Origin of the sequence: Sphingopyxis indica (assembly GCF_900188185.1) — a bacterium.
GTDB classification, from domain to species: domain Bacteria; phylum Pseudomonadota; class Alphaproteobacteria; order Sphingomonadales; family Sphingomonadaceae; genus Sphingopyxis; species Sphingopyxis indica.
In genome coordinates this window covers 121,670-141,765 of record NZ_FZPA01000002.1, presented here as the reverse complement: position 1 = coordinate 141,765, position 20,096 = coordinate 121,670, and the positions used below count along the sequence as shown (strand labels likewise).

16 protein-coding genes, 1 tRNA gene and 1 pseudogene are annotated in these 20,096 nt (G+C 68.4%); all 18 read left to right on the top strand.

The window, feature by feature from the left end:
• Positions 1-6 precede the first annotated feature (6 nt).
• Positions 7-660: an XrtA/PEP-CTERM system exopolysaccharide export protein gene (locus CHB69_RS05040; protein ID WP_245836538.1), complete on the top strand. Its 654-nt coding sequence runs from the start codon at positions 7-9 to the stop codon at positions 658-660.
• A gap of 45 nt (positions 661-705) precedes the next feature.
• On the top strand, positions 706-2,247 hold the full coding sequence (locus tag CHB69_RS05035) for an XrtA system polysaccharide chain length determinant (protein ID WP_089214907.1): 1,542 nt from the start codon (positions 706-708) through the stop codon (positions 2,245-2,247).
• A gap of 14 nt (positions 2,248-2,261) precedes the next feature.
• On the top strand, positions 2,262-3,281 hold the full coding sequence (locus CHB69_RS05030) for a P-loop NTPase (RefSeq protein ID WP_089214906.1): 1,020 nt from the start codon (positions 2,262-2,264) through the stop codon (positions 3,279-3,281).
• Positions 3,278-4,987, top strand: coding sequence for a hypothetical protein (locus tag CHB69_RS05025; RefSeq protein ID WP_089214905.1), 1,710 nt, complete (start codon positions 3,278-3,280; stop codon positions 4,985-4,987). The genes CHB69_RS05030 and CHB69_RS05025 overlap by 4 nt, the downstream gene beginning before the upstream one ends.
• Positions 4,988-5,008: 21 nt before the next feature.
• Complete coding sequence (locus tag CHB69_RS05020) at positions 5,009-6,265, top strand: XrtA/PEP-CTERM system-associated ATPase (RefSeq protein WP_089214904.1); 1,257 nt, start codon at positions 5,009-5,011, stop codon at positions 6,263-6,265.
• A 41-nt stretch (positions 6,266-6,306) separates the two neighbouring features.
• Complete coding sequence (locus CHB69_RS05015; protein WP_089214903.1) at positions 6,307-7,167, top strand: XrtA system polysaccharide deacetylase; 861 nt, start codon at positions 6,307-6,309, stop codon at positions 7,165-7,167.
• On the top strand, positions 7,149-8,231 hold the full coding sequence (locus CHB69_RS05010) for a FemAB family XrtA/PEP-CTERM system-associated protein (protein WP_245836537.1): 1,083 nt from the start codon (positions 7,149-7,151) through the stop codon (positions 8,229-8,231). The genes CHB69_RS05015 and CHB69_RS05010 overlap by 19 nt, the downstream gene beginning before the upstream one ends.
• A gap of 119 nt (positions 8,232-8,350) precedes the next feature.
• Complete coding sequence (locus tag CHB69_RS05005; protein ID WP_089214902.1) at positions 8,351-9,556, top strand: TIGR03087 family PEP-CTERM/XrtA system glycosyltransferase; 1,206 nt, start codon at positions 8,351-8,353, stop codon at positions 9,554-9,556.
• The gene (gene xrtA, locus CHB69_RS05000) at positions 9,556-11,070 is read left to right on the top strand and encodes an exosortase A (protein ID WP_089214901.1); all 1,515 of its coding nucleotides are present in this window, start codon (positions 9,556-9,558) and stop codon (positions 11,068-11,070) included. Before CHB69_RS05005 ends, xrtA begins: the two co-directional genes overlap by 1 nt.
• 168 nt (positions 11,071-11,238) lie before the next feature.
• Positions 11,239-13,134 carry an XrtA/PEP-CTERM system amidotransferase gene (locus tag CHB69_RS04995; protein WP_089214900.1) on the top strand — a complete coding sequence of 632 codons (1,896 nt, stop codon included), beginning with the start codon at positions 11,239-11,241 and terminating at the stop codon, positions 13,132-13,134.
• Between the two features lie 228 nt (positions 13,135-13,362).
• Positions 13,363-14,544, top strand: coding sequence for a GNAT family N-acetyltransferase (locus tag CHB69_RS04990; protein WP_089214899.1), 1,182 nt, complete (start codon positions 13,363-13,365; stop codon positions 14,542-14,544).
• Positions 14,541-15,407: a cupin-like domain-containing protein gene (locus tag CHB69_RS04985; protein WP_089214898.1), complete on the top strand. Its 867-nt coding sequence runs from the start codon at positions 14,541-14,543 to the stop codon at positions 15,405-15,407. Before CHB69_RS04990 ends, CHB69_RS04985 begins: the two co-directional genes overlap by 4 nt.
• A 79-nt stretch (positions 15,408-15,486) precedes the next feature.
• Positions 15,487-15,705, top strand: coding sequence for a translation initiation factor IF-1 (gene infA, locus CHB69_RS04980; RefSeq protein WP_003049127.1), 219 nt, complete (start codon positions 15,487-15,489; stop codon positions 15,703-15,705).
• Positions 15,706-15,719: 14 nt separating this feature from the next.
• Positions 15,720-16,292 (top strand): Maf family protein, encoded by a 573-nt coding sequence (locus CHB69_RS04975; protein WP_089215078.1) that lies wholly within the window; start codon positions 15,720-15,722, stop codon positions 16,290-16,292.
• Positions 16,285-17,256: a ribonuclease E/G family protein gene (locus CHB69_RS04970; protein WP_089214897.1), complete on the top strand. Its 972-nt coding sequence runs from the start codon at positions 16,285-16,287 to the stop codon at positions 17,254-17,256. The genes CHB69_RS04975 and CHB69_RS04970 overlap by 8 nt, the downstream gene beginning before the upstream one ends.
• Entirely contained in the window at positions 17,246-17,434 is a 189-nt protein-coding gene (locus CHB69_RS04965) for a DNA gyrase inhibitor YacG (protein WP_089214896.1), read from the top strand. Before CHB69_RS04970 ends, CHB69_RS04965 begins: the two co-directional genes overlap by 11 nt.
• Positions 17,435-17,802: 368 nt before the next feature.
• Positions 17,803-17,878: transfer RNA gene (locus tag CHB69_RS04955), tRNA-Phe, on the top strand.
• Between the two features lie 210 nt (positions 17,879-18,088).
• A pseudogene (locus tag CHB69_RS04950) lies at positions 18,089-20,067 on the top strand (acyltransferase family protein).
• The last annotated feature ends 29 nt before the right edge of the window (positions 20,068-20,096 follow it).

The following is a 20,096-nucleotide window of genomic DNA, read 5'->3' as shown; positions in this document are numbered from 1 at the left end:
TTGATTATGACGTCCTCTCCCGCGCTCCGCGCCGCCCGCGCCGCGCTCGTGTCCGGCATTGCGGCGACCCTGCTTGCCGGTTGCAGCAATGTGGCCGATGCGCCGCAGCTGCCGAGCGCCAATTTCGTCGCGAACCAGGAAGGGCCGGGCGAGGAATATATCATCGGCCCGCTCGACGAGCTGCAGATCTTCGTGTGGCGCAACCCCGAACTCGGCGGCAAGGTTCAGGTGCGCCCCGACGGGCGCATCACGACGCCGCTGATCACCGACCTGCCTGCGGTCGGCAAGACGCCGACGATGCTGCAACAGGATCTCAAGCTCGCCCTCAGCCAATATATCAAGGACCCGATCGTCAGCGTCATCGTCACCAGCTTCAATAGCACTTTTTCGCAGCAGGTGCGCGTCGTCGGCGCGACCGAAAAGCCCGCGTCGATCCCCTATCGGGCGAACATGACCGTGCTCGACGCGATGATCGCGGTCGGCGGGCTCGGCGAATATGCCGCGGGCAACAAGGCGCGGCTGGTGCGCTTCGACAAGGGGACGGGCAAGCAGCACGAATATGCGCTGCGCCTCAACGACCTGATCAAGCGCGGCGACATCAAGGCGAATGTCCGCCTGCAGCCGGGCGATGTCATCATCATCCCCGAAAGCATGTTCTGACGAACCGACGCGACCGAGCCATCTTCCAAGGAACGACCCCCGCCGATGAACAGCCTCTACGACGAATTCCGGGTGGCGCTGCACAGCGTCTGGACGCGCCGGTGGCTCGTGCTTGCGGTCGCCTGGGGCATCTGCATCCTCGGCTGGCTGGCGATCGCGTCGATCCCCAACCGCTATGATTCGCGCGCGCGCCTGCTCGTCGACGTCAACCAGATATTGCCGGACGACACCCCCGGCGGGCTCGGCGCGCAGCAGCAGGTCGACCAGATCCGCGCGACGCTGACCAGCGCGCGCAACATGGAAAAGGTCGCGGTGACCACCGGCCTGCTGCCGGCGGCAGCGGGCGAGCGCGAAAAGGCAGGCGCGGTCGCGATGCTGCAACAGAATATCAAGGTGGTGCCGCAGCAGGACAATATCTTCGAAATCACCTCGAGCATCGGGGTCGGCAGCCTGTCCGACGCCGACAATGCGAAGCTCGCCTCGGGCGTGCTCGACAGCCTGATAACCGTGTTTCGCGACGACCAGCTGCGCGGGGGCCGGATCGACGCGCGCGAGGGGCTGAAATTCCTCGACGCGCAGATCGCCGACCGCGAAAAGGCGCTGCGCGAGGTCGAGGCGCGGCGCGCGGCGTTCGAGGCGTCGAACATCGGCCTCGTCGGCGGCGGCGCCGGATCGCCGGCGCAGCGCGTCGATGCGATGCGCGCCGAGATCAACCAGATCGACAGCCAGCTCGTCGCCGCACAGGCGGCGCTCGCCGCAGCGAACGGCCAGCTTGCGCAGACCCCGGCGACGATCAACGTCCCCGGCGCGCCGGCGACTGGCGCGGGGGTCGCGCGGCAACAGCTGGCGGGGGCGCAGAACGAGCTCGCGCAGATGCGCGCCAAGGGGCTGACCGATGCGCACCCCGACGTCATCGCGGTCAAGAGCCAGATCGCGGCGCTGAAGGCGCAGGCCGAGCGCGATGGCAATGGCGGGGGCGGCGGCAATGCGCAGAACCCGGCCTATGCCTCGCTCGCGGCGATGCGGGCCGAGCGGCAGGCGACGGTCAGCGCGCTCGGTGCGCGCAAGGCGCAACTGACCGGCGACATCGCCAGGATCACGTCGCAGCAGATTCAGAACCCCGGCGTGGCGGCCGAATATGACCGGATCAACGGCGAATATACCGCGCTGAAGGCGCAATATGACAAGCTGCTCGCGCAGCGCGAACAGGTGCGGCTGCGCGGGCAGGTGCAGACCGAAACCGACGCGATCAAGGTCGAGCTGCTCGACCCGCCATCGAAGCCGACGACGCCCTCGGCGCCGAACCGGCCGCTGTTCCTGACTGCGGTGCTGCTCGCAGGGATCGCGGGGGGGATCGGCGCGGCCTTCGGCCTCGCGCAGATACGGACCAGCTATCCGACCGCCGCCCGGCTCGAGCGGGCAAGCGGGCTGCCGGTGATCGGCTCGATCACCGAGGTCGTGACGCCCGAGCGTCAGGTCGAACGCAAGAAGCGCCTCGTCTGGCTGGCGAGCGGCGCGGGCGCACTCGTCGCGCTTTATGCGCTGCTGCTCGTCGCCGAATTCGTGCAACGCGGCCTGGTTGCGTGACGGGGGACAAGGACATGAACGAACACCGCCCCTTCAAGCGCAAGCCGTCGCTCCTCGAACGCGCCGCCGACATGTTCGGCATAGATGCGTCGAGCGGGCCGACGATCGACCCCGCCGAGCTGCCGCCCGAGCCCGAGAAGAAGAAGGGCAAGAGCAAGATCGAGGCGGCCGAACAGGCGCCCGTGCCCGGGAAGATCGAACCCGCCGAGCCCGCCGCGTCCGAAGTCGAGCTGGCGCCCGCGCCGTCGCCGCGCAAGGAGGTGGCAAGGGCCGCCCCCGCGATCGTCCCGGCGCGCCAGGGCAAGATCGACCGCGACCGGCTCGCAGCGCACGGCATGGTCGTGCCGGGGGCGCCGGTGACGGGAATCGCCGAAGAATATCGCATCGTGAAACGCGAGCTGATCCGGAACTTTTCGGGCGCCGCCAACCGCCCGGTCGTCCCGCGCGGGCATCGCGTGCTGATCGCGTCGGCGAACCCCGGCGAGGGCAAGACCTTCACCGCGGTCAATCTCGCGCTCAGCCTTGCGGTCGAGGCCGATCACGACGTGTTGCTGATCGACGCCGACATTGCCAAGCCGAGCGTGCTTTCGGTGCTGGGGCTCGACGAAGGGCCGGGGCTGATGGACGCGCTCGCCGACCCGCACCTGCCGCTCGGCGATTGCATGATCCAGACCGACATAGCCGGGCTGAAGGTGATGCCCGCGGGCGCGCAGCACATGCACGATACCGAATTGCTCGCATCGGCGCGCACCGAAACACTGCTCGCCGCGCTCGAGCAGGGCGCGCCGGGCCGAATTCTCATTTTCGATTCGCCGCCGGTGCTCGCGGCGTCGCCGGCAGCGGTGCTCGCGGGGCATGTCGGCCAGCTTGTCATCGTCGTGCGCGCCGACGAAACGCTCGAATCCTCGCTGCGCGATGCGGTCGGACTGATGGGGGCGTGCCCGCATATCCAGCTGCTGCTCAACGGCGTGAAATTCTCCCCCGGCGGCCGCCGCTTCGGCACCTATTACGGACAGGGAAGCCCCGCCGAATGAGTGCGCGCTTCCGCCTTGCACGCCGCAGCGCGATGCTTGCCGCGCTCCTGCTCGCCGGGGCGGCGAGCGGCGCGCAGGCGCAATGGTCGGGCGACGAGGGCGCGGGCGACAGGGATGCGCCGGCGACAGGCCCCGCAACCCCTTATGGCGGCGGCGAGGCGGATGCGGGCCAGGCGCAGCGCCAGCGGACGGTGGACGTCACCCCCTATCTCGAAATCGGACAGGTGTTGAACGCCGACCTCAAGAATGGTGGCGATGTCCTGACCTATACGACGCTCGCCGCGGGGGTCGACGCGGCGGTGGTGACGCGCCGCGCCGAGGTGGCCGCGTCGCTGCGCTACGAGCATCGCATCGGCGAATCGGGCGGTCTCGGCGATTCGGACCTCATCAGCGGCCTGCTTCGCGCGCGGCTCGAGGCGGCGCGCGGCTTCAATCTCGAGGCCGGCGCGCTCGCGACGCGCACGCGCGCCGACGGCTATGGCAGCGCCGACATCTTCCTCGCCGATGCGACGAACATCGCCGACGTCTATTCCTTTTACGCCGGCCCGACCTTCGCGCGCCGCATCGCGGGGCTCGACGTCGGCGCCGGCTATCGCTTCGGCTATACCAAGACCGACATCGACACGCCGGGCGCGGCGACGGCCGGCATCCCCGAGGGCATTTTCGACAGCTCGACCAACCATGCCGCCTGGGCGAGCGTCGGCGCGCGGCCGGGCGACCTGCCGTTCGGCTGGCAGCTTTCGGGCGGCTGGGAGCGCGAGGATGCAAGCCAGCTCGACCAGCGCTACGACGGCAAATATGTCCGCGCCGACGTGACCGTGCCGATCAGCCCGACCGTCGCGCTGCTCGGCGGCGTCGGTTATGAGGATATCGAGATCAGCCAGCGCGACCCCGTGCTCGACGCCGACGGGCGGCCGGTGATCGATTCGGACGGGCGCTATGTCACCGACAAATCGCAGCCGCGCCAGCTCGCCTTCGATACCGAGGGGTTGATCTGGGACGCCGGCGTCATGTGGCGGCCGAGCCGGCGCACGTCGCTGACCGCGCGCGTCGGACGCCGCTATGGCGATACCATCTACACCGGCAGCTTCGCCTATCGCCCCGATCATGCGACAATGCTCCAGATCGGCGTCTACGACGGGCTGTCGAGCTTCGGCCGCGGGCTGTCGAGCGGGCTTTCGGCGCTGCCGACGCAGTTCGACCCGACGCGCAACCCGGTCGACGGCAGCATCAGCCCGTGCGTCTTCGGGCAGCAGGGCGGCGGCTGCCTCTCGCCGCAACTCGCGAGCGCGACCGCGGCGCAGTATCGCAGCAGCGGCGTGCAGGCGCTGCTCTCGTCGCGCTACGGCCGCTGGAACTATGGCGTCGGTATCGGCTACGACCGCCGCCGCCTGCTCGTTCCGGAGACGTCGGTGCTCGCCGATCTGAACGGCGTCGTCGACGAGAGCTATTATCTCTTCCTGACCGCTGGCCGCCAGCTCGATGCCGATTCGAGCGTCAGCGTGACCGGCTTCGTCAACTATTTCGACAATGGTGCGCCCGGCGCGTCCGACGCGCAGTCGGCGGGCCTTTCGAGCTCCTATTCGCGGCGGTTGTGGCGCGGCCTGACTGGCACCGCGGCGGCCTCGATCAACGCTTTCGACCAGGACGGGTTCAACAGCCAGCTCATCGGCTCGGCGCTGCTCGGCCTGCGCTATAATTTCTGATCCAGACAAGAGGATATTCCGATGTACGATCAGTTCTACGGCTTCACCGGACGCCCCTTTCAGCTGACCCCCGACCCCAGCTTCTATTTCGAGAGCGGGACGCACCGCAAGGCGATGTCCTATCTCGGCTACGGGCTGGCGCAGGGCGAGGGGTTCATCGTCATCACCGGCGACATCGGCGCCGGCAAGACGACGCTCGTCGGCCATCTGATGAACACGATCGACCCCAACCGCCTGACCGCGGTGAAGCTGGTTTCGACGCAGGTCGAGGGCGACGACCTGTTGCGGCTCGTCGCCGAACAGTTCGGGATCGAATGGGAAGGGCAGAGCAAGGCCGAGCTTTTGCGGTCGATGGAGCAATATCTGCGCGAACAGGCGCGCGCCGGGCGCCGGACGCTGCTGATCGTCGACGAAGGACAGAATCTTGCCATTTCGGCGCTCGAAGAGCTGCGCATGCTGTCGAATTTCCAGCTCGGCGGCCATTCGCTGCTCCAGATCTTCCTGCTCGGCCAGCCCGAATTCCGCCAGACGCTCTTTCATACGCCGACGCTCGAACAGCTGCGCCAGCGCGTGATCGCGACGCACCACCTCGACCCGATGGAGCCCGAGGAGGTCGAGCCCTATATCCTCCACCGGCTCGGCAAGGTCGGCTGGACGGGCAACCCCAGCTTCAGCCCCGACGCGTTCGAGGAAATCTTCGACTATAGCGAAGGCGTGCCGCGCAAGCTGAACGTGCTGGTGAGCCGGCTGCTGCTCTTTGGCGCGGTCGAGCAGTTGAGCCGCATCACCGCGCAGCATGTCCGCGAGGTGATCGGCGAGATCGAGGCCGACCGCGGGCTCGATCAATCCGCGCTGGCGGCGCCGGTCGAAGAGGTGGCGCGCGCATTTGAAGCCCCCGTTCAGGCCGAAACCGCTCTCGAATGGCCGGTCGCCGAGCCCGAAGTCCGCGCCGGCAGCCGTCCGCCTTTCGCGGCGCCCGAGGCGCCTGAAAAGCCGCTCGACCTGAGCCGGGCGAGGCTGGGCGGGGCGGGCGATGAGCGCCGGGCGGGCGCGCCCGCCGTCGCCGAAGCGCCGGCGGCCGAAGAGGCAGGCCATTCCGAGCCGCCGGTCGCTGCCGAGGAGGTCGCCGAGCTGAAGGCGCAGATCGCCGACCTCGAAGCGCGGCTCGTCGAGCAGGATGCGGCGCTGCGCCGCGTGCTCGACCTGCTCATCGAATGGGTCGAACGCGACCCGGAAAATGCGCCGAACCCCACGAAATCAAAGGTGTGGGCGGCCTGACCCCTTTTCGGCTATGGAAAGGCGCGCGGAGGTGAGCGGCGATGCGGAACGGCCTGTCGGTCGATGTCGAGGACTGGTTCCAGGTCGGCGCCTTTGAGCGGACGATCGACCGCGCCGACTGGCCGGCGCTCGAAAGCCGGGTCGAGGCCAATTGCGATGCCGTACTCCAGATTTTCGCCGATGCCGGCGTCACGGGCACCTTCTTCACGCTCGGCTGGGTCGCAGAGCGCTTCCCGGCACTGATCAAGCGCATTGTCGCGGCGGGGCACGAGCTTGCGAGTCACGGCTACGACCACAAGCGCGTCTTCACGCTCACCGCCGAAGAATTTGCCGCCGACCTCGAAAAATCGCGCGCGATTCTCGAGGATCTGGGCGGCGTGCCGGTGCGCGGCTATCGCGCGCCGAGCTTTTCGATCGACGCGCGCACGCCATGGGCACACCCGATCCTTGCCGAACAGGGCTATGCCTATTCGTCGAGCGTGGCGCCCGTTGTCCACGACCATTATGGCTGGCCGCAAAGCCCGCGCACCGCGTGGCGCCCGCTGTCCGACAGCGACCTCGTCGAATGGCCGGTGGCGACCGCACACGTCGCCGGGCGCACGCTTGCGGCGGGCGGCGGCGGGTTCATGCGGCTGCTGCCCTATCGTTTCACGCGCTGGGCCATCGCGCGCATGAATGAGGAAGGGCATCCGGCGATCCTCTATTTCCATCCGTGGGAGATCGACCCCGGCCAGCCGCGCGTCGCCGATGCGCCGCTCAAATCGAAGATCCGCCACTACAGCGGTCTCGCCGCGATGGCCGGCAAGCTGAAGAAATTGCTCGACGAATTCGACTGGACCCGCGCCGACGCGCTGGTTCCGGCGCAGCAGGAGCGCGCCCGGCCGTGGCGCGCGGCGGCGTGAACGCCCCGGTGCATCCGGCGGCCGCGAAGGTCGCGGTCGCGCCGCTTGGCGACCCCGCTGCGTGGGACGGCTATGTTGCCGTGCATCCCTCCGCAACGCCCTTTCACAGCCGCGCGTGGTGCGAGGCGATCGCGCGCGCGACCGGACACGGCTGCCACCCGCTCGCGGCGCGCGATGCCAGCGGGGCGATCGTCGGGCTGCTGCCGCTCCATCATATCCGCTCGCCGCTGTTCGGCCAGGCGTTGGTCGCGAGTGGCTTTGCGGTCGATGGCGGGTTGCTCGCGAATAGTGACACGGCGGCGGAGACGCTTGCAGGCGCGGCGGTTACGCTTGCCGGAACCTTGCGCGCGCCTTCGGTCGAACTGCGCGGCGGCGTGCTTCCCGGCGGCCCCGGCTGGCAGCGCGAAGACGGCGTCTATGCCGGCTTCGCGCGCGACCTTGCCGACGATGACGAAGCCGAATTGCTCGCCATTCCGCGCAAGCAGCGCGCCGAGGTGCGCAAGGCGCTGGCGAGCAACCTGACCGTGACGGTGGGGACGGACGCGAAGGAGCGGCGCGATCATTACCGCGTCTATGCCGAAAGCGTACGCAACCTTGGCACGCCGGTCTTTCCGAAGACGCTGTTCGATGCCGTGCTCGATGTCTTCGGCGAAGACGCCGACATATTGACCGTGCGCCATGCGGAAACGCCGGTCGCGAGCGTGCTCAGCCTCTATTGGCGCGGCACCGTCATGCCCTATTGGGGCGGCGGCACCTTTGCCGCGCGCGGCCTGCGCGCCAACGAGCTGATGTATTATGCGCTGATGAACCATGCCCGCGCGAAGGGGTGCAGCCGCTTCGACTTCGGCCGGTCGAAGGTCGGGAGCGGCCCCTGGTCCTACAAGAAGAATTGGGGTTTCGAGCCGCAGCCGCTCGTCTATGCGCGGTGGCTCGCGCCGGGCGAACGCCCGCGCGATACCAACCCGAACAGCACCAAATACAGATTGCAGGTCGACCTGTGGAAAAGGCTGCCGCTGTGGGCCGCGAACCGCATCGGGCCGCTGATCGCGCGCGGGCTGGGTTAAGATCCTGTGGTGCACCATCAACTTTCGTCATTGCGAGCGGCGAAGCCGCGCGGCAATCCAGAGCTAGGCAAGGCCGCTCTGGATTGCTTCGCTGCGCTCGCAATGACGGATGCGTTTTGATGGCCGAGATCCTGTTTCTGGTGCATCGCGCGCCATGGCCGCCTGACCGCGGCGACCGCATTCGCAGCTGGCATATGTTCGAGGCGCTGGCGAAGCTCGCGCCCGTGCATGTCGCCGCGCTCGCCGATAATGCCGCCGACGCGAGGGCAGCGCGGGAGAAAATGGCGCCGCTTTGCAAGAGCCTGTGCATCGAAGTTCGCGATGTCTCGCGACCCGTCGCGCTCGCCGGAGCGGTTCTGCATGGCGAGCCCATCTCGAACCGGCTTTTCCGCAGCGCCGCGCTTGCCGAGCAGGTCGGCGCGCTGCTCGCGCTCGGGACAATCACGCATATCGTCGCCTTTTCGGGCCAGATGGCGCAATATCTGCCGTCGCGGTTCGACGGCCCGGTGATCATGGATTTCGTCGATGTCGATTCGGCGAAATTTGCGACCTATGCCGAGCAGGACAAAAGCCAGCCGATGCACTGGGTCCACGCGCGCGAGGCGGTGAAACTGGCGGCCCATGAAGCGAAGGTGGCGCGCGAGGTCGACGCGAGCCTGTTCGTCAGCGAGGCCGAGGCGGCGCTGTTCCGCAAGCGAAGCGGGCTCGGCGGCGACATCATTTTCGCGGTCGAGAACGGCATCGACACCGATCGCTTCGACCCCGATGCGACCTTCGCGCCGGTCGGGGAGGGCGATGGGCCGCTCGCGGTCTTCACCGGCCAGATGGACTATCGCCCGAACATCGACGCGGTGCATTGGTTCGCCGCCGACATCCTGCCGCTGATCCGCAAGCGGCACCCGGCCGCACGCTTTGCGATCGTCGGGCGCGCTCCGGCCGAAGAGGTGCGCGTGCTCGGCGAATTGCCGGGGGTGGTCGTGACCGGCGAGGTGCCCGACGTCCGCCCGTGGCTGGCGGCCGCCGACGCGGTGGTGGCGCCGCTGCTGCTCGCACGCGGGGTGCAGAACAAGCTGCTCGAGGCCATGGCGATGGCGCGGCCGGTGGTCGCGAGTTCGGCCGCGGCGACGGGTATCGACGCAAGCGATGGCGAGCATCTGCTTGTCGCCGAGGGTGCCGAGGCGATGGCGCGGGCCGTCTGCCGCCTGTTCGACGATCCCGCCGCGGCGGCGACAATGGGCGCGGCGGCGCGGGCGCGGATGATCGCGCGCTACGGCTGGGACGCGCGGCTCGCCCCGCTCGGGCAGCTTTTGGGACTGGCGGACTGATGGCGGCGGTCTTCGACCCGGCGCGCCCGCGGCATGGGACGACCTGGCAGCGGCATCTGGCCGCGCTCGCGGTGCTGGCGGCGGCGATCCTCGCGCTGTTCCACCGCGACGCCGCCGATATGGCGGGCATCTGGTGGCACAGTTCGACCTTCACCCATTGCCTGCTCATGGTGCCGATGATCGGCTGGCTCGTGTCGCTGCGCGTGCCGCTCGTCCGCGCGCTGACGCCCGTCTGGTGGTGGCCCGCGCTGTTCTGGCTCGCCGGCGCGGGGGCGGTGTGGCTCGTCGGCGAAGCGGCGGGGGTGGCGCTGTTCCGGCAACTGGCGCTGGTGCTGATGCTGCAGGGCGTCGTCGGCGCGGCGCTCGGCGGACAGCTCGTTCGCGCGCTGCTCTTCCCGCTCGCCTATGCGCTGCTGCTCGTGCCCTTCGGCGAGGAACTGGTGCCGCTGCTCCAGACCTTCACCGCGCGGATCAGCGTCGCGCTGCTCCATTTGTCGGGTCTCGAAGCGGCGATCGAGGGCGTCTTCATCACCACGCGCGCCGGCTTTTTCGAAGTCGCCGAGGAATGTTCGGGGATCAATTTCCTGATCGCGATGCTCGCCTATTCGGTGTTCGCCGCGCATCTATGCTTCAAAAGCTGGCCGCGGCGGATCGTCTTCGTCATCGCGGCGCTCGCGACGACGATCCTCGCCAATGCGCTGCGCGCCTATGGCACGATGGTTGCGGCCGAAATCTGGGGCATCGAGCGCGCCGGCGGGATCGACCATATCTTTTATGGCTGGATTTTCTTCGGGCTCGTCATCCTGCTCGTGATGCTGGTCGCGCGGCGCTGGTTCGACCGGCCGGCGAACGATCCGGCGGTGGACATTGGCGGTCTGAAAGCCTTGCCGCGCCACGCTGGCCGAGGGTCTGCGATCGTGCCGGCGGCGTTGGCGATCCCGCTCCTCTTCGCCGGCTGGGCGGTGCTCGTCGGCGGGCGTTCGGCACCGCTGCCGGCGACCATGCCGCTCGCGGTGCCGCCGGGCTGGAGCGAGGCGCCCAGCGAGGGGACGCCGTGGCACCCGCGCTTCGACGGCGCCGACCAGCGGCTGATCCGCCATTTCGTCGATGCGAAGGGGCGCCGCGTCACGGTCGCGATCGGCGGCTATGAACGCCAGGACGAGGGGCGCGAGGTCGTCGGCTTCGGGCAGGGCGCTGCCGATCCCGACGGTCGATGGATGTGGAGCGCGGCGCTGCCGAGCGTCGACGGCGGCAAGACCGAGCGGCTGCTCCATCGGGGGCCGCTGCTGCGCGATGCGGCGACCTGGTATGTCGTGGGTGGCCGGGCGACGGGCGATCCGCGCGCGGCAAAGCTCGCCGAACTCAGGGCGCGCCTGATCGGCGGCGATCCGCGCGCACTCTCGCTGATCGTGTCGAGCGAAGCGGGGCAGGGCGGCCGCGCCGCCATCGCCGATTTCGTCGCTGCATCGGGCGGTGCGCAGGCGATGGCTGACCGCGCGCTGAAACTGCGCTAGGCCTTCGATCATCTATGATTGGTGCATCAAATTTCCGTTTCCCCGAGCGAAGACGAGGGGTTTCTTCGAGCGAAGCGAGAAGCCGCGCCGTCGCAGCCTCGACTTCGCTCGGCCCGGCCCCTCGTCTTCGCTCGGGGATGCGGATCAAGCCTGGATCGTCGCTCTGATATGTGCGGCATCGCGGGCATCTTTCACCTCGAAACGGCCAAGCCTGTCGATCCGGCGCGGCTGCGCGCGATGCTGCATCCGATGGCGCATCGCGGTCCCGACGGATCGGGCACCTGGACCGCGCCCGGCGTCGGCTTCGGCCATCTCCGCCTGTCGATCATCGACGTGGAGGGCAGCCCGCAGCCGATGGCGAGCGACGACGAGGCCGTCACCATCAGCTTCAACGGCGAAATCTATAATTATCGCGAGCTGCGCGCCGAATTGCAGGATCGCGGCCACCGCTTCCGTACCAGCGGCGATACCGAGGTGATCATCGCGGCGTGGCGGCAATGGGGGCCTGAGTGCCTGCCGCGGCTCAATGGCATGTTCGCCTTTGCGATCCACGACCATAGGCGCGGCTGCCTGTTCCTCGCGCGCGACCGGCTGGGCGTGAAGCCGCTCCACTATGCGCGGCTGTCCGACGGCTCGCTCGCCTTTGCGTCCGAACTCAAGGGGCTGCTCCGCCACCCGTTGTTGCGGCAAGAGGCGAATCTGTCGGCGGTCGAGGATTTTCTGGCGCTCGGCTATGTCCCCGACGACAATTGCATCGTCGCGGGCGTGCAAAAGCTGCCCGCGGGACATTTTCTGCTGCTCGAACGCGGCAAGGGGGTGCCCGCCCCGACCGGCTGGTGGGCGCCCGATTTCTCGAACCGCATCCGCGCGAGCGAGGGCGAGGCGGCCGAGCATCTCGTCCATCTGATGCGCGCCGCGGTGACCGACCGCATGGTCGCCGACGTGCCGCTGGGCGCCTTCCTTTCGGGCGGGGTCGATTCGAGCGCGGTCGTCGCGCTGATGGCCGAGGCGAGCAGCAAGGCGGTCAAGACCTGCACGATCGGCTTCGATCAGGCGGCGCTCGACGAAACCGGTTATGCGCAGGCGATCGCCGAGCGTTTCGCGACCGACCACCGCACGCGCACCGTCGCCGCCGCCGATTTCGCGCTGATCGACCGCATCGCCGATCTGTTCGACGAACCCTTCGCCGACGCGAGCGCGCTCCCGACCTACCGCGTGTGCGAACTCGCGCGCGAGACGGTGACCGTCGCGCTGTCGGGCGACGGTGCCGACGAGGCGTTTGCGGGCTATCGCCGGCTCGTCTTCCAGCATCAGGAAGAGCGGCTGCGCGCGATGATCCCGCCGGTGCTGCGGCGCGGCCTGCTCGGCCCGCTCGCGCGCGTCTGGCCGCAGATGGACTGGGCGCCGCGCCCGCTCCGCGCCCGCGCGACGCTCGCGAGCCTCTCGAAGAGCGGGGCGGAGGGTTATGCCGAAGCGGTCGGCGTCACCGGCCCGGTACAGCGCGCGCGGCTGTTCAACGGCGCGGCGAAGGCGGCGCTCGGCGATCATGTCGCCGAGGAACGCTATTGGCGCGCGATGGCCGAAGCGCCGGCACGCGAACGGCTCGACCGCGCGCAATATGCCGACCTCAAAATCTGGCTGCCGGGCGACATCCTTACCAAGACCGACCGCATGAGCATGGGCGTCAGCCTCGAGGCACGCGAGCCGCTGCTCGACTATCGCCTGGTCGAATTCGCCGCGGCGCTTCCCGCCGCGATGCGGGTCAAGGGCGGCACCGGCAAGGCGATCCTCAAGCGGGCGATGGAGCCCTATCTGCCGCGCGATATTCTCTATCGGCCCAAGATGGGGTTCGTGACGCCCGTGTCGCAGTGGTTCCGTGGGGCCCTGACCGCTCAGGCGCGCGCGCTTTCGACCTCATCGACGCTCGCGCGCGCGGGCTGGTTCGACATGGCCGAGATCGAACGGATCGTCGCCGCGCACCAGTCGGGGCGGCGCGACCATGGCCGGCTGATCTGGCAATTCTTCATGCTCGAAAAATCGCTCGCGAAATTGTTCGGGATTTGAAGCCTTGTCCCACCCCCTCCTCTTCAGAGGAGGGGCAGCGAGACTTACGCGCGTTGCGCGTTAGTCGCAGCGGGGTGGTGCTCCTGCACCGGCGTCCACCACCCCAAACCCCTCCTCTGAAGAGGAGGGGCTTTAAAAATGGCAGCGACCTACCGTCAGCCCCCACAAGGGGAAGGTCCCATCAAAATCGCCACCACCTTTTAACGCTTCGCGGCTAGGCTGCATCCGATGACGGTCCATCCTGCTTTCCCGGCCGCCGGGCCTGCCGCGCCGCTGGCGGTGCGTGTCGTCGATCCCCTGTCGCTCTCGGACGAGCTTGCCGCTGCATGGGACGCGCTGGCCGCGGATGCGAGCGAGCCCAATCCCTTTGCCGAGCGCTGGTGCCTGCAATCGGCGTTGCACCTGCTCGATCCCGAGCGGCAGGCGCGGCTCGTGATGGTGCGCGACGGCGAGGGTGGGGCGGTGATCGGCGTGATGCCGCTCGCCCCCGCGCTCCATTATGGCCGCCTGCCGCTGCGGCATGTCGCCGGCTGGGCGCATCCCAATCATTTCCATGGTGCGCCGCTCGTGCGCGCGGGGTTCGAAAGCCTGTTCTGGTCGATCCTCCTCGGCTGGTGCGACGCCGCGACCTGGGCGAAGACGCTCGTCCATATCCCGCGGCTGACCGAAGACGGTCCGCTCCATCGCGCGCTGATCGAGGTCGCGCATATGCGCGGCGGCGACGCCGAAGTGGTTCATCGCGAAGAACGCGCGCTGCTCGAAAGCGATCTCTCACCCGACGCCTATTGGGACGCGGCGGTGCGCGCCAAGAAGCGCAAGGAACTCCGGCGGCAGGCGAACCGGCTGGCCGAAGAGGGGGCGATCGTCATCCGCCGCCGGCAGGCGGGCGAGGCGCTCGATCCGTGGCTCGACGCGTTCCTGGCGCTCGAAGCACGCGGGTGGAAGGGACGCGCGGGGTCGGCGCTCGCCAGCCATGGCGACACCGAAGCCTGGTTCCGCGCCATATCGGCGGGCGCTGCCGAGGCCGGCAAGCTCGACATGCGCGCGCTCTATCTGGGCGAGCGGCCGCTCGCGATGCTGATCAACTTCCTCTGCCCGCCCGGCGGCTTTTCCTTCAAGACCGCGTTCGACGAGGAGTATGCGCGCTTCTCGCCCGGCGTCCTGCTCCAGCAGGCCAATCTCGACCTGCTGGGCGACGATCGTATCGACTGGGTCGACAGCTGCGCCGCGCCCGGCCATCCGATGATCGACAGCATCTGGCGCGAGCGCCGCCGGCTCGTCTGGGTCAATGTGCCGTTGTCGGCGGCAGGCGATCGCTGGCGCTTTCACGCGCTGGCGCGGGCCGAAAAATTGTGGCGGCGCTGGAAGCGTCCCGCGGCTAAGGTGGGGCAGGAACAGGACCCGTCATGACGATGCATCAGCCGATCACTGCCCCCGTCTTTCCCGCCGAGACGCTCGAGCGGGTGGCGGCGCTCTACCCGTCGCAGGCGGGGGCGTTGCGCCACGGCCTGCCCGACCATCCGCTGCTGTCGCTCGACGCGCTCGCGGCGCTCGGCGAAGGCCTGCCTGCCAGTCAGGTCGAATATAATCCGGGCGATCTGCCGGTCGGCATCCGGCCCGAAGATGTTCCCTCGAACGGCCTGTCGATCGGCGAGACGATCCGCACGATCGACAGCAATCGCAGCTGGGCGGTGCTCAAGAATATCGAGAGCGAGCCCGCCTATCGCGACCTGCTGATGCGGTTGCTGGGCGAACTGAAACCGGTCGTCGAGCCGCGCACCGGCGCGATGCTGACGCCGCAGGGCTTCATCTTCGTCTCCTCGCCCGGCTCGATCACGCCCTATCATTTCGACCCCGAGCACAATATCCTGCTGCAGCTGAGGGGCAGCAAGGTGATGAACGTCTGGCCCGCGGGTGACGAACGTTTCGCGCACCGGATCGAGCATGAGCGCTATCACAGCGGCGGCCACCGCAACCTGCCGTGGCAACAGGCCTTTGAGGGGCACCAGCAGCGCGTGCCGCTCGCCCCCGGCGACGCGGTGCTCGTCCCGGTAATGGCGCCGCATTTCGTTGCCAATGGCGATGCGCCGTCGATTTCGCTGTCGATCACCTGGCGCAGCGAATGGAGCTATCGCGAGTCCGAGGCGCATGCCGCCAATGCGCTGCTGCGCCGGATGGGGATGGACCCGGCCATGCCGCCGCGCTGGCCCGGCCATGCGCGGATCAAGACCGTCGGCTGGCGGATCGCGCGCAGGCTGCGTCTGGTCAACTGAAGCGCGACAGATCGCTTCCAATTGGGCGCATTTGCCGCTATGGGCGCGCATCCAGATTTTTCGAGCCCATAGAGGATTGATGGCGAAAGAAGAACTTCTCGAAATGCGCGGCCAGGTGGTCGAGCTGTTGCCCAACGCGATGTTCCGCGTGCGACTGGAAAACGACCACGAGATTCTGGGCCACACGGCCGGCAAGATGCGCAAGAACCGCATCCGCGTTCTGGTGGGCGACGAGGTGCTCGTCGAACTCACCCCCTATGACCTGACCAAGGGTCGGATCACCTATCGCTTCAAGTGAGCGGCGCGGCGACCATGCCCGCGCTCGTTCTTGCCTCGACGTCACCGCGCCGGCGCGAGTTGCTGGCGCGGATCGGAATCGAGCCCGCCCGCATCGCGGCCCCGGACATCGACGAAACGCCGCACAAGGATGAGCTTCCCCGCGCCTATGTCGCGCGTCTTGCGACAAGCAAGGCGCTCGCGGTCGAGCGTGCCGCGGACGAGGTCGTGCTCGCGGGCGACACGACGGTCGCGGTCGGACGCCGCATCCTCGAAAAACCCGCCGACGAGGCCGATCTGCGCCGGATGCTCGCGCTGCTGTCGGGGCGCCGGCACCATGTCTGGTCGGGGGTCTGCGTTGTGGGCCCTGACGGCAAGCCGCGCGTCCGCGTGGCGGACACTGTCGTCGCCTTCAAGCGGCTGACCGAGACCGAGATCGGCTGGTATGTCCAAAGCGGCGAGGGGATGGGCAAGGCGGGCGGCTATGCCATCCAGGGGCGCGCCGAAATGTTCGTGCGTTTCCTGTCCGGCAGCCATTCGAACGTCGTCGGCCTGCCGCTGTTCGAAACGCGTGCGCTGCTGACCAGCGTCGGGGTGCCGCTTGGCTGAATGGATATATGATGCCGGCATCGGCGAAACGCGCGCGGCGCTGGTCGAGGATGGTCGGATCATCGAGGCGCGGATCGAACGCGCAAGCGACGGCCCGCGCGTCGGTGCGGTGCTGGCTGCGCGGCTGGTCGAGCCGGGCAAGGTCGCGCTCGATGCGCCCGGGGAGCCGATCGCGACGCTGTCCGGGACGCGCGGCCTGTCGCTCGGCAGCCGCCTCATCGTCGAAATCACCCGCATGGCGCTGCGCGAGCGTGGCCGCGCCAAGCCGGCGCGCGCGCGCCTCGCGGGCGAGGGCGCGGCGCTCACCGACGGCCCCGATCTGCGGGCACGGATCGCGGCGACGGATGCGCCGGTCGTCGAGCTGTCGCCGAACGGACCCGATCGGCTGGAAGCGGCAGGCTGGTCCGACCTGATCGAGCGGATTCGTGAAGGGCATTGGCCCTTCGCCGGCGGCGCGCTGTGGATCGACCCGACCCCGGCGATGCTGCTGATCGACATCGACGGCGAGGGCGATCCGCTCGATCTCGCAAAGGCCGGCGCCGCGGCGGCGATCGAGGTCGTGCGCTGCTGCGATGTCGGCGGCGCGATCGGTATCGACTTTCCTTCGCTCGCGGGGCGCGCCGAGCGGCAGGCGGTCGACGCGCTCGTCGATGCATTGCTGCCGCAACCTTTCGAGCGTACCGCGACGAACGGCTTCGGCTTCATGCAGATCGTCCGGCGCCGCAGCCGCCCCTCGCTGATCGAGCAGGTGCGATTCGATGCGGTGGCGACCGACGCGGCCGAGCTGTTGCGGCACGCCGGGCGCGCGGTCGGCACGGGAACGCTGCAACTCGTCGCGCGTCCGGCCGTTGCCGATCATATCGCCGCGCGCCGCGACTGGGTCGATGCCTTGCAGGCGCGCGTCGGCCGCCGCGTCGAGATCGTCGCCGACGCGCAAGTCAAAGGAGCGGGCCATGCCCAGTGAATCGCGCACCAAACCGCGCAAATGCCCACTGTGCGGCAAGCCGCGCGACGAGGCCTATAAACCCTTTTGCAGCCGCGGTTGCCGCGACCGGGACCTCAATCGCTGGTTCGACGAAGACTATCGCGTTCCCGCCGAACAGGCGCCCGACGGCACGATGGAGACCGACCGCTACGACTAGGGTCAGGACCCATTAATTGCGCGTTCGAGGCGTCGAAATGGCGAAGATATCGGGTTCGGGCGGGTGCAGCGGGTAGCATCGCTACCCGCAAGGCCGCGCGGAGGCGAGATCGAGGCCATTTCGGCGTCGCTTCGCGATTTGACCGATTTTGCCCAGGGCTTCGTCGAAAAGTCTGGAAATATCGACATATTCCTGCGCCTTTTCTCCTCGCCCTGAGCAAAATCGCTTCAAACCTCGAACGTGCAATTAATGGGTCCTGACCCCAGGATTGAGGGGCATGAAATTGGTCCGAAAAGACGCTGGACACGGCGCGGCACGCTGCCTATAGCCGCCGCTCGCGAACAGGCCCATGGCCTCGCAAATCCCGTGCCCGGGTAGCTCAGTTGGTAGAGCATGCGACTGAAAATCGCAGTGTCGGTGGTTCGATCCCGCCCCCGGGCACCATTAGCCTTTTCAGGGCATTCCAGAAAATCTCGCAAAGCCCGGTAAGTCATTCCGGATAGCATGTCTTGCGCGAGGGCGTGTCTCCGCCCGGACGGAGTAAGCCCGATGCGCCATGGCGGGAGGGGCTGGGCCTTGCGATGATGGCGCCATGACTGCGGCCTTCGGAGGCGATTCCATGACAGCGCGGCCGACGGCGGGCGAGCAGCGAGGATGAGCGGTGTGGGACCATCGGCTGCGGGCGAGGACCCGACGCGCTTCTATCGCGCCGACATCGACGGGCTGCGCGCGATCGCAGTGCTCGCCGTCGTGCTGTTTCATCTCGATCCGGTCAAGCTGACCGGCGGCTATGCCGGAGTCGACATCTTCTTCGTCATTTCGGGCTTTCTGATCGGCGGCCAGATCGACGCGGGGCTTGCCGCAGGGCGCTTTTCGATGGCGAGCTTTTACGCCAAGCGCATCCGGCGCCTCTATCCGGCGCTGGTCGTCACCGTGCTGATCACCCTCGCGGCGTCGGTGCCGCTCCTGTTCCCGACCGAAGTCATGCGCGTCGGCAAGGCGGCGGTCGCGACGATGACCTATACGTCGAATTTCTATTTCTATCAGGCGGCGGATTATTTTTCCGAAGGCGATATCCGGCCATTGCTCCACACATGGTCGCTGGCGGTCGAGGAGCAATTCTATCTGGTCTTCCCCGTCCTGCTGTTCGCGCTCCATCGCTATGCGCCGCGCTGGAAGCTGCCCGCGGTCGCGGGGATGGTGCTGGTCTCGCTCGTCTATGCCGGGTGGCTGGTCGAGCACGATTCGGACGCGGCCTTCTTTTTCAGCGTCACGCGCTTCTGGGAATTCGGCGCGGGCGCGCTGCTGGCGCTGGCCCGGCCGCGGGTGCTGGCGCCGCGCGTCGCCGATGGCGCGGCATTTGCGGGGCTGACGGCGGTGGGCGGGTCGATCCTGCTGCTGTCGGAGGTATCGCCGGTGCCGGGGCCGGTCGCGCTGCCGCTGGTGCTCGGCTCGGCGCTGGTGATCCACGCCGGCGCGTCCTCGCCGATCGTCGCGGGGCGCTGGCTGAGCCTGCCGCCGCTGGTCTTCGTCGGGCGCATCTCCTATTCGCTCTATCTGGTGCATTGGCCGATCGTTGTGCTGGTGCGGGCGAATTACGGGCCGGAGACGCCGCCGCTCGGGCTCGCGGCGATGTTCGCGGGCTCGCTGGTCGCAGCGTGGCTTCTCTATCGCTTCGTCGAATGTCCCGCTCGGCGGCTGTCGATCGCGCGCTATCGGCAGCAGATCTTCACTTTCGGCGCGGGATCGACTGCGCTGGTTGCGGTGCTTGCGGTGGTGCTGCTTTCGAACGGGGGGCTTGCCGACAAGCGCGAGCGGCAGTCGAGCCGGCTGATCGCCTATCTCGACTATGACGCCCAGACGCGGTTTCGCGCCGGCACCTGCCTGATCAACGCCGAGGCCGACAAGGAGGATGATGCGTTCGATGCGCGCCACTGCGTCCCGCCGCCGGTGGCGGGGCGCGAGCAGGTGCTGCTGATCGGCGACAGCTATGCCGCGCAATATTATCAGGCGCTGCACGCGACCTTCCCCCGGCTGCAGATCGCGCAAGTGACCGCGACGGGGTGCCGCCCGCTTCTCGCCGCCGAAGGCGCCGACCGCTGCGTCGGCCTGATCCGCATGGGGCTGAAGCGACTGGTGCGCCGGCGGGATTTCGCGGCCATCATTCTCGCGGGACGCTGGCGCGAGGAGGAGGTGGGGCGCTCGTGCGCACGGTTCGCTATCTGAAGCGGCGCACCGGGCGCGTCTATGTCGTCGGTCCGCCGGTCGAATACCGGATGCCGCTGCCGCGCCTGCTTGCGCTTGCTCAAACGCGGGGCGAGGGGCGGATGGTCGCCGACGCGCGCGAACTCGAGCGTGTGAAGCGGATCGACCACGCGATGGAGGCCGCGGTCGGTGCAGCGGGAGGCAATGTGCGCTACGTCTCGGTGCTCCAGGCGATGTGCGACGCGGGGCGCTGCGTGACGCAGACGCGATCGGGCGCGCCGGCGCAGTTCGACTATGGGCATCTGACCTATGAAGGCGCGCTGCTGGTGGTCGACCGGCTGCGTGACGCGGGGCGCCTCAAGCTGCTCGCCCAGGCCAATGCCGCGTCGCGCCGGTCCCTATCGGGGGCGCCCGAGCGACGAAAGTGAACATGCGAAGCGGATTGCCCAAGCGCAAA

Bases quoted from the DNA above. Each gene is read 5' to 3' on its own strand.
- CHB69_RS05040 (WP_245836538.1), top strand. From the start codon at position 7: ATGACGTCCTCTCCCGCGCTCCGCGCCGCCCGCGCCGCGCTCGTGTCC.
- CHB69_RS05035 (WP_089214907.1), top strand. From the start codon at position 706: ATGAACAGCCTCTACGACGAATTCCGGGTGGCGCTGCACAGCGTCTGG.
- CHB69_RS05030 (WP_089214906.1), top strand. From the start codon at position 2,262: ATGAACGAACACCGCCCCTTCAAGCGCAAGCCGTCGCTCCTCGAACGC.
- CHB69_RS05025 (WP_089214905.1), top strand. From the start codon at position 3,278: ATGAGTGCGCGCTTCCGCCTTGCACGCCGCAGCGCGATGCTTGCCGCG.
- CHB69_RS05020 (WP_089214904.1), top strand. From the start codon at position 5,009: ATGTACGATCAGTTCTACGGCTTCACCGGACGCCCCTTTCAGCTGACC.
- CHB69_RS05015 (WP_089214903.1), top strand. From the start codon at position 6,307: ATGCGGAACGGCCTGTCGGTCGATGTCGAGGACTGGTTCCAGGTCGGC.
- CHB69_RS05005 (WP_089214902.1), top strand. From the start codon at position 8,351: ATGGCCGAGATCCTGTTTCTGGTGCATCGCGCGCCATGGCCGCCTGAC.
- xrtA (WP_089214901.1), top strand. From the start codon at position 9,556: ATGGCGGCGGTCTTCGACCCGGCGCGCCCGCGGCATGGGACGACCTGG.
- CHB69_RS04995 (WP_089214900.1), top strand. From the start codon at position 11,239: ATGTGCGGCATCGCGGGCATCTTTCACCTCGAAACGGCCAAGCCTGTC.
- CHB69_RS04990 (WP_089214899.1), top strand. From the start codon at position 13,363: ATGACGGTCCATCCTGCTTTCCCGGCCGCCGGGCCTGCCGCGCCGCTG.
- CHB69_RS04985 (WP_089214898.1), top strand. From the start codon at position 14,541: ATGACGATGCATCAGCCGATCACTGCCCCCGTCTTTCCCGCCGAGACG.
- infA (WP_003049127.1), top strand. From the start codon at position 15,487: ATGGCGAAAGAAGAACTTCTCGAAATGCGCGGCCAGGTGGTCGAGCTG.
- CHB69_RS04975 (WP_089215078.1), top strand. From the start codon at position 15,720: ATGCCCGCGCTCGTTCTTGCCTCGACGTCACCGCGCCGGCGCGAGTTG.
- CHB69_RS04965 (WP_089214896.1), top strand. From the start codon at position 17,246: ATGCCCAGTGAATCGCGCACCAAACCGCGCAAATGCCCACTGTGCGGC.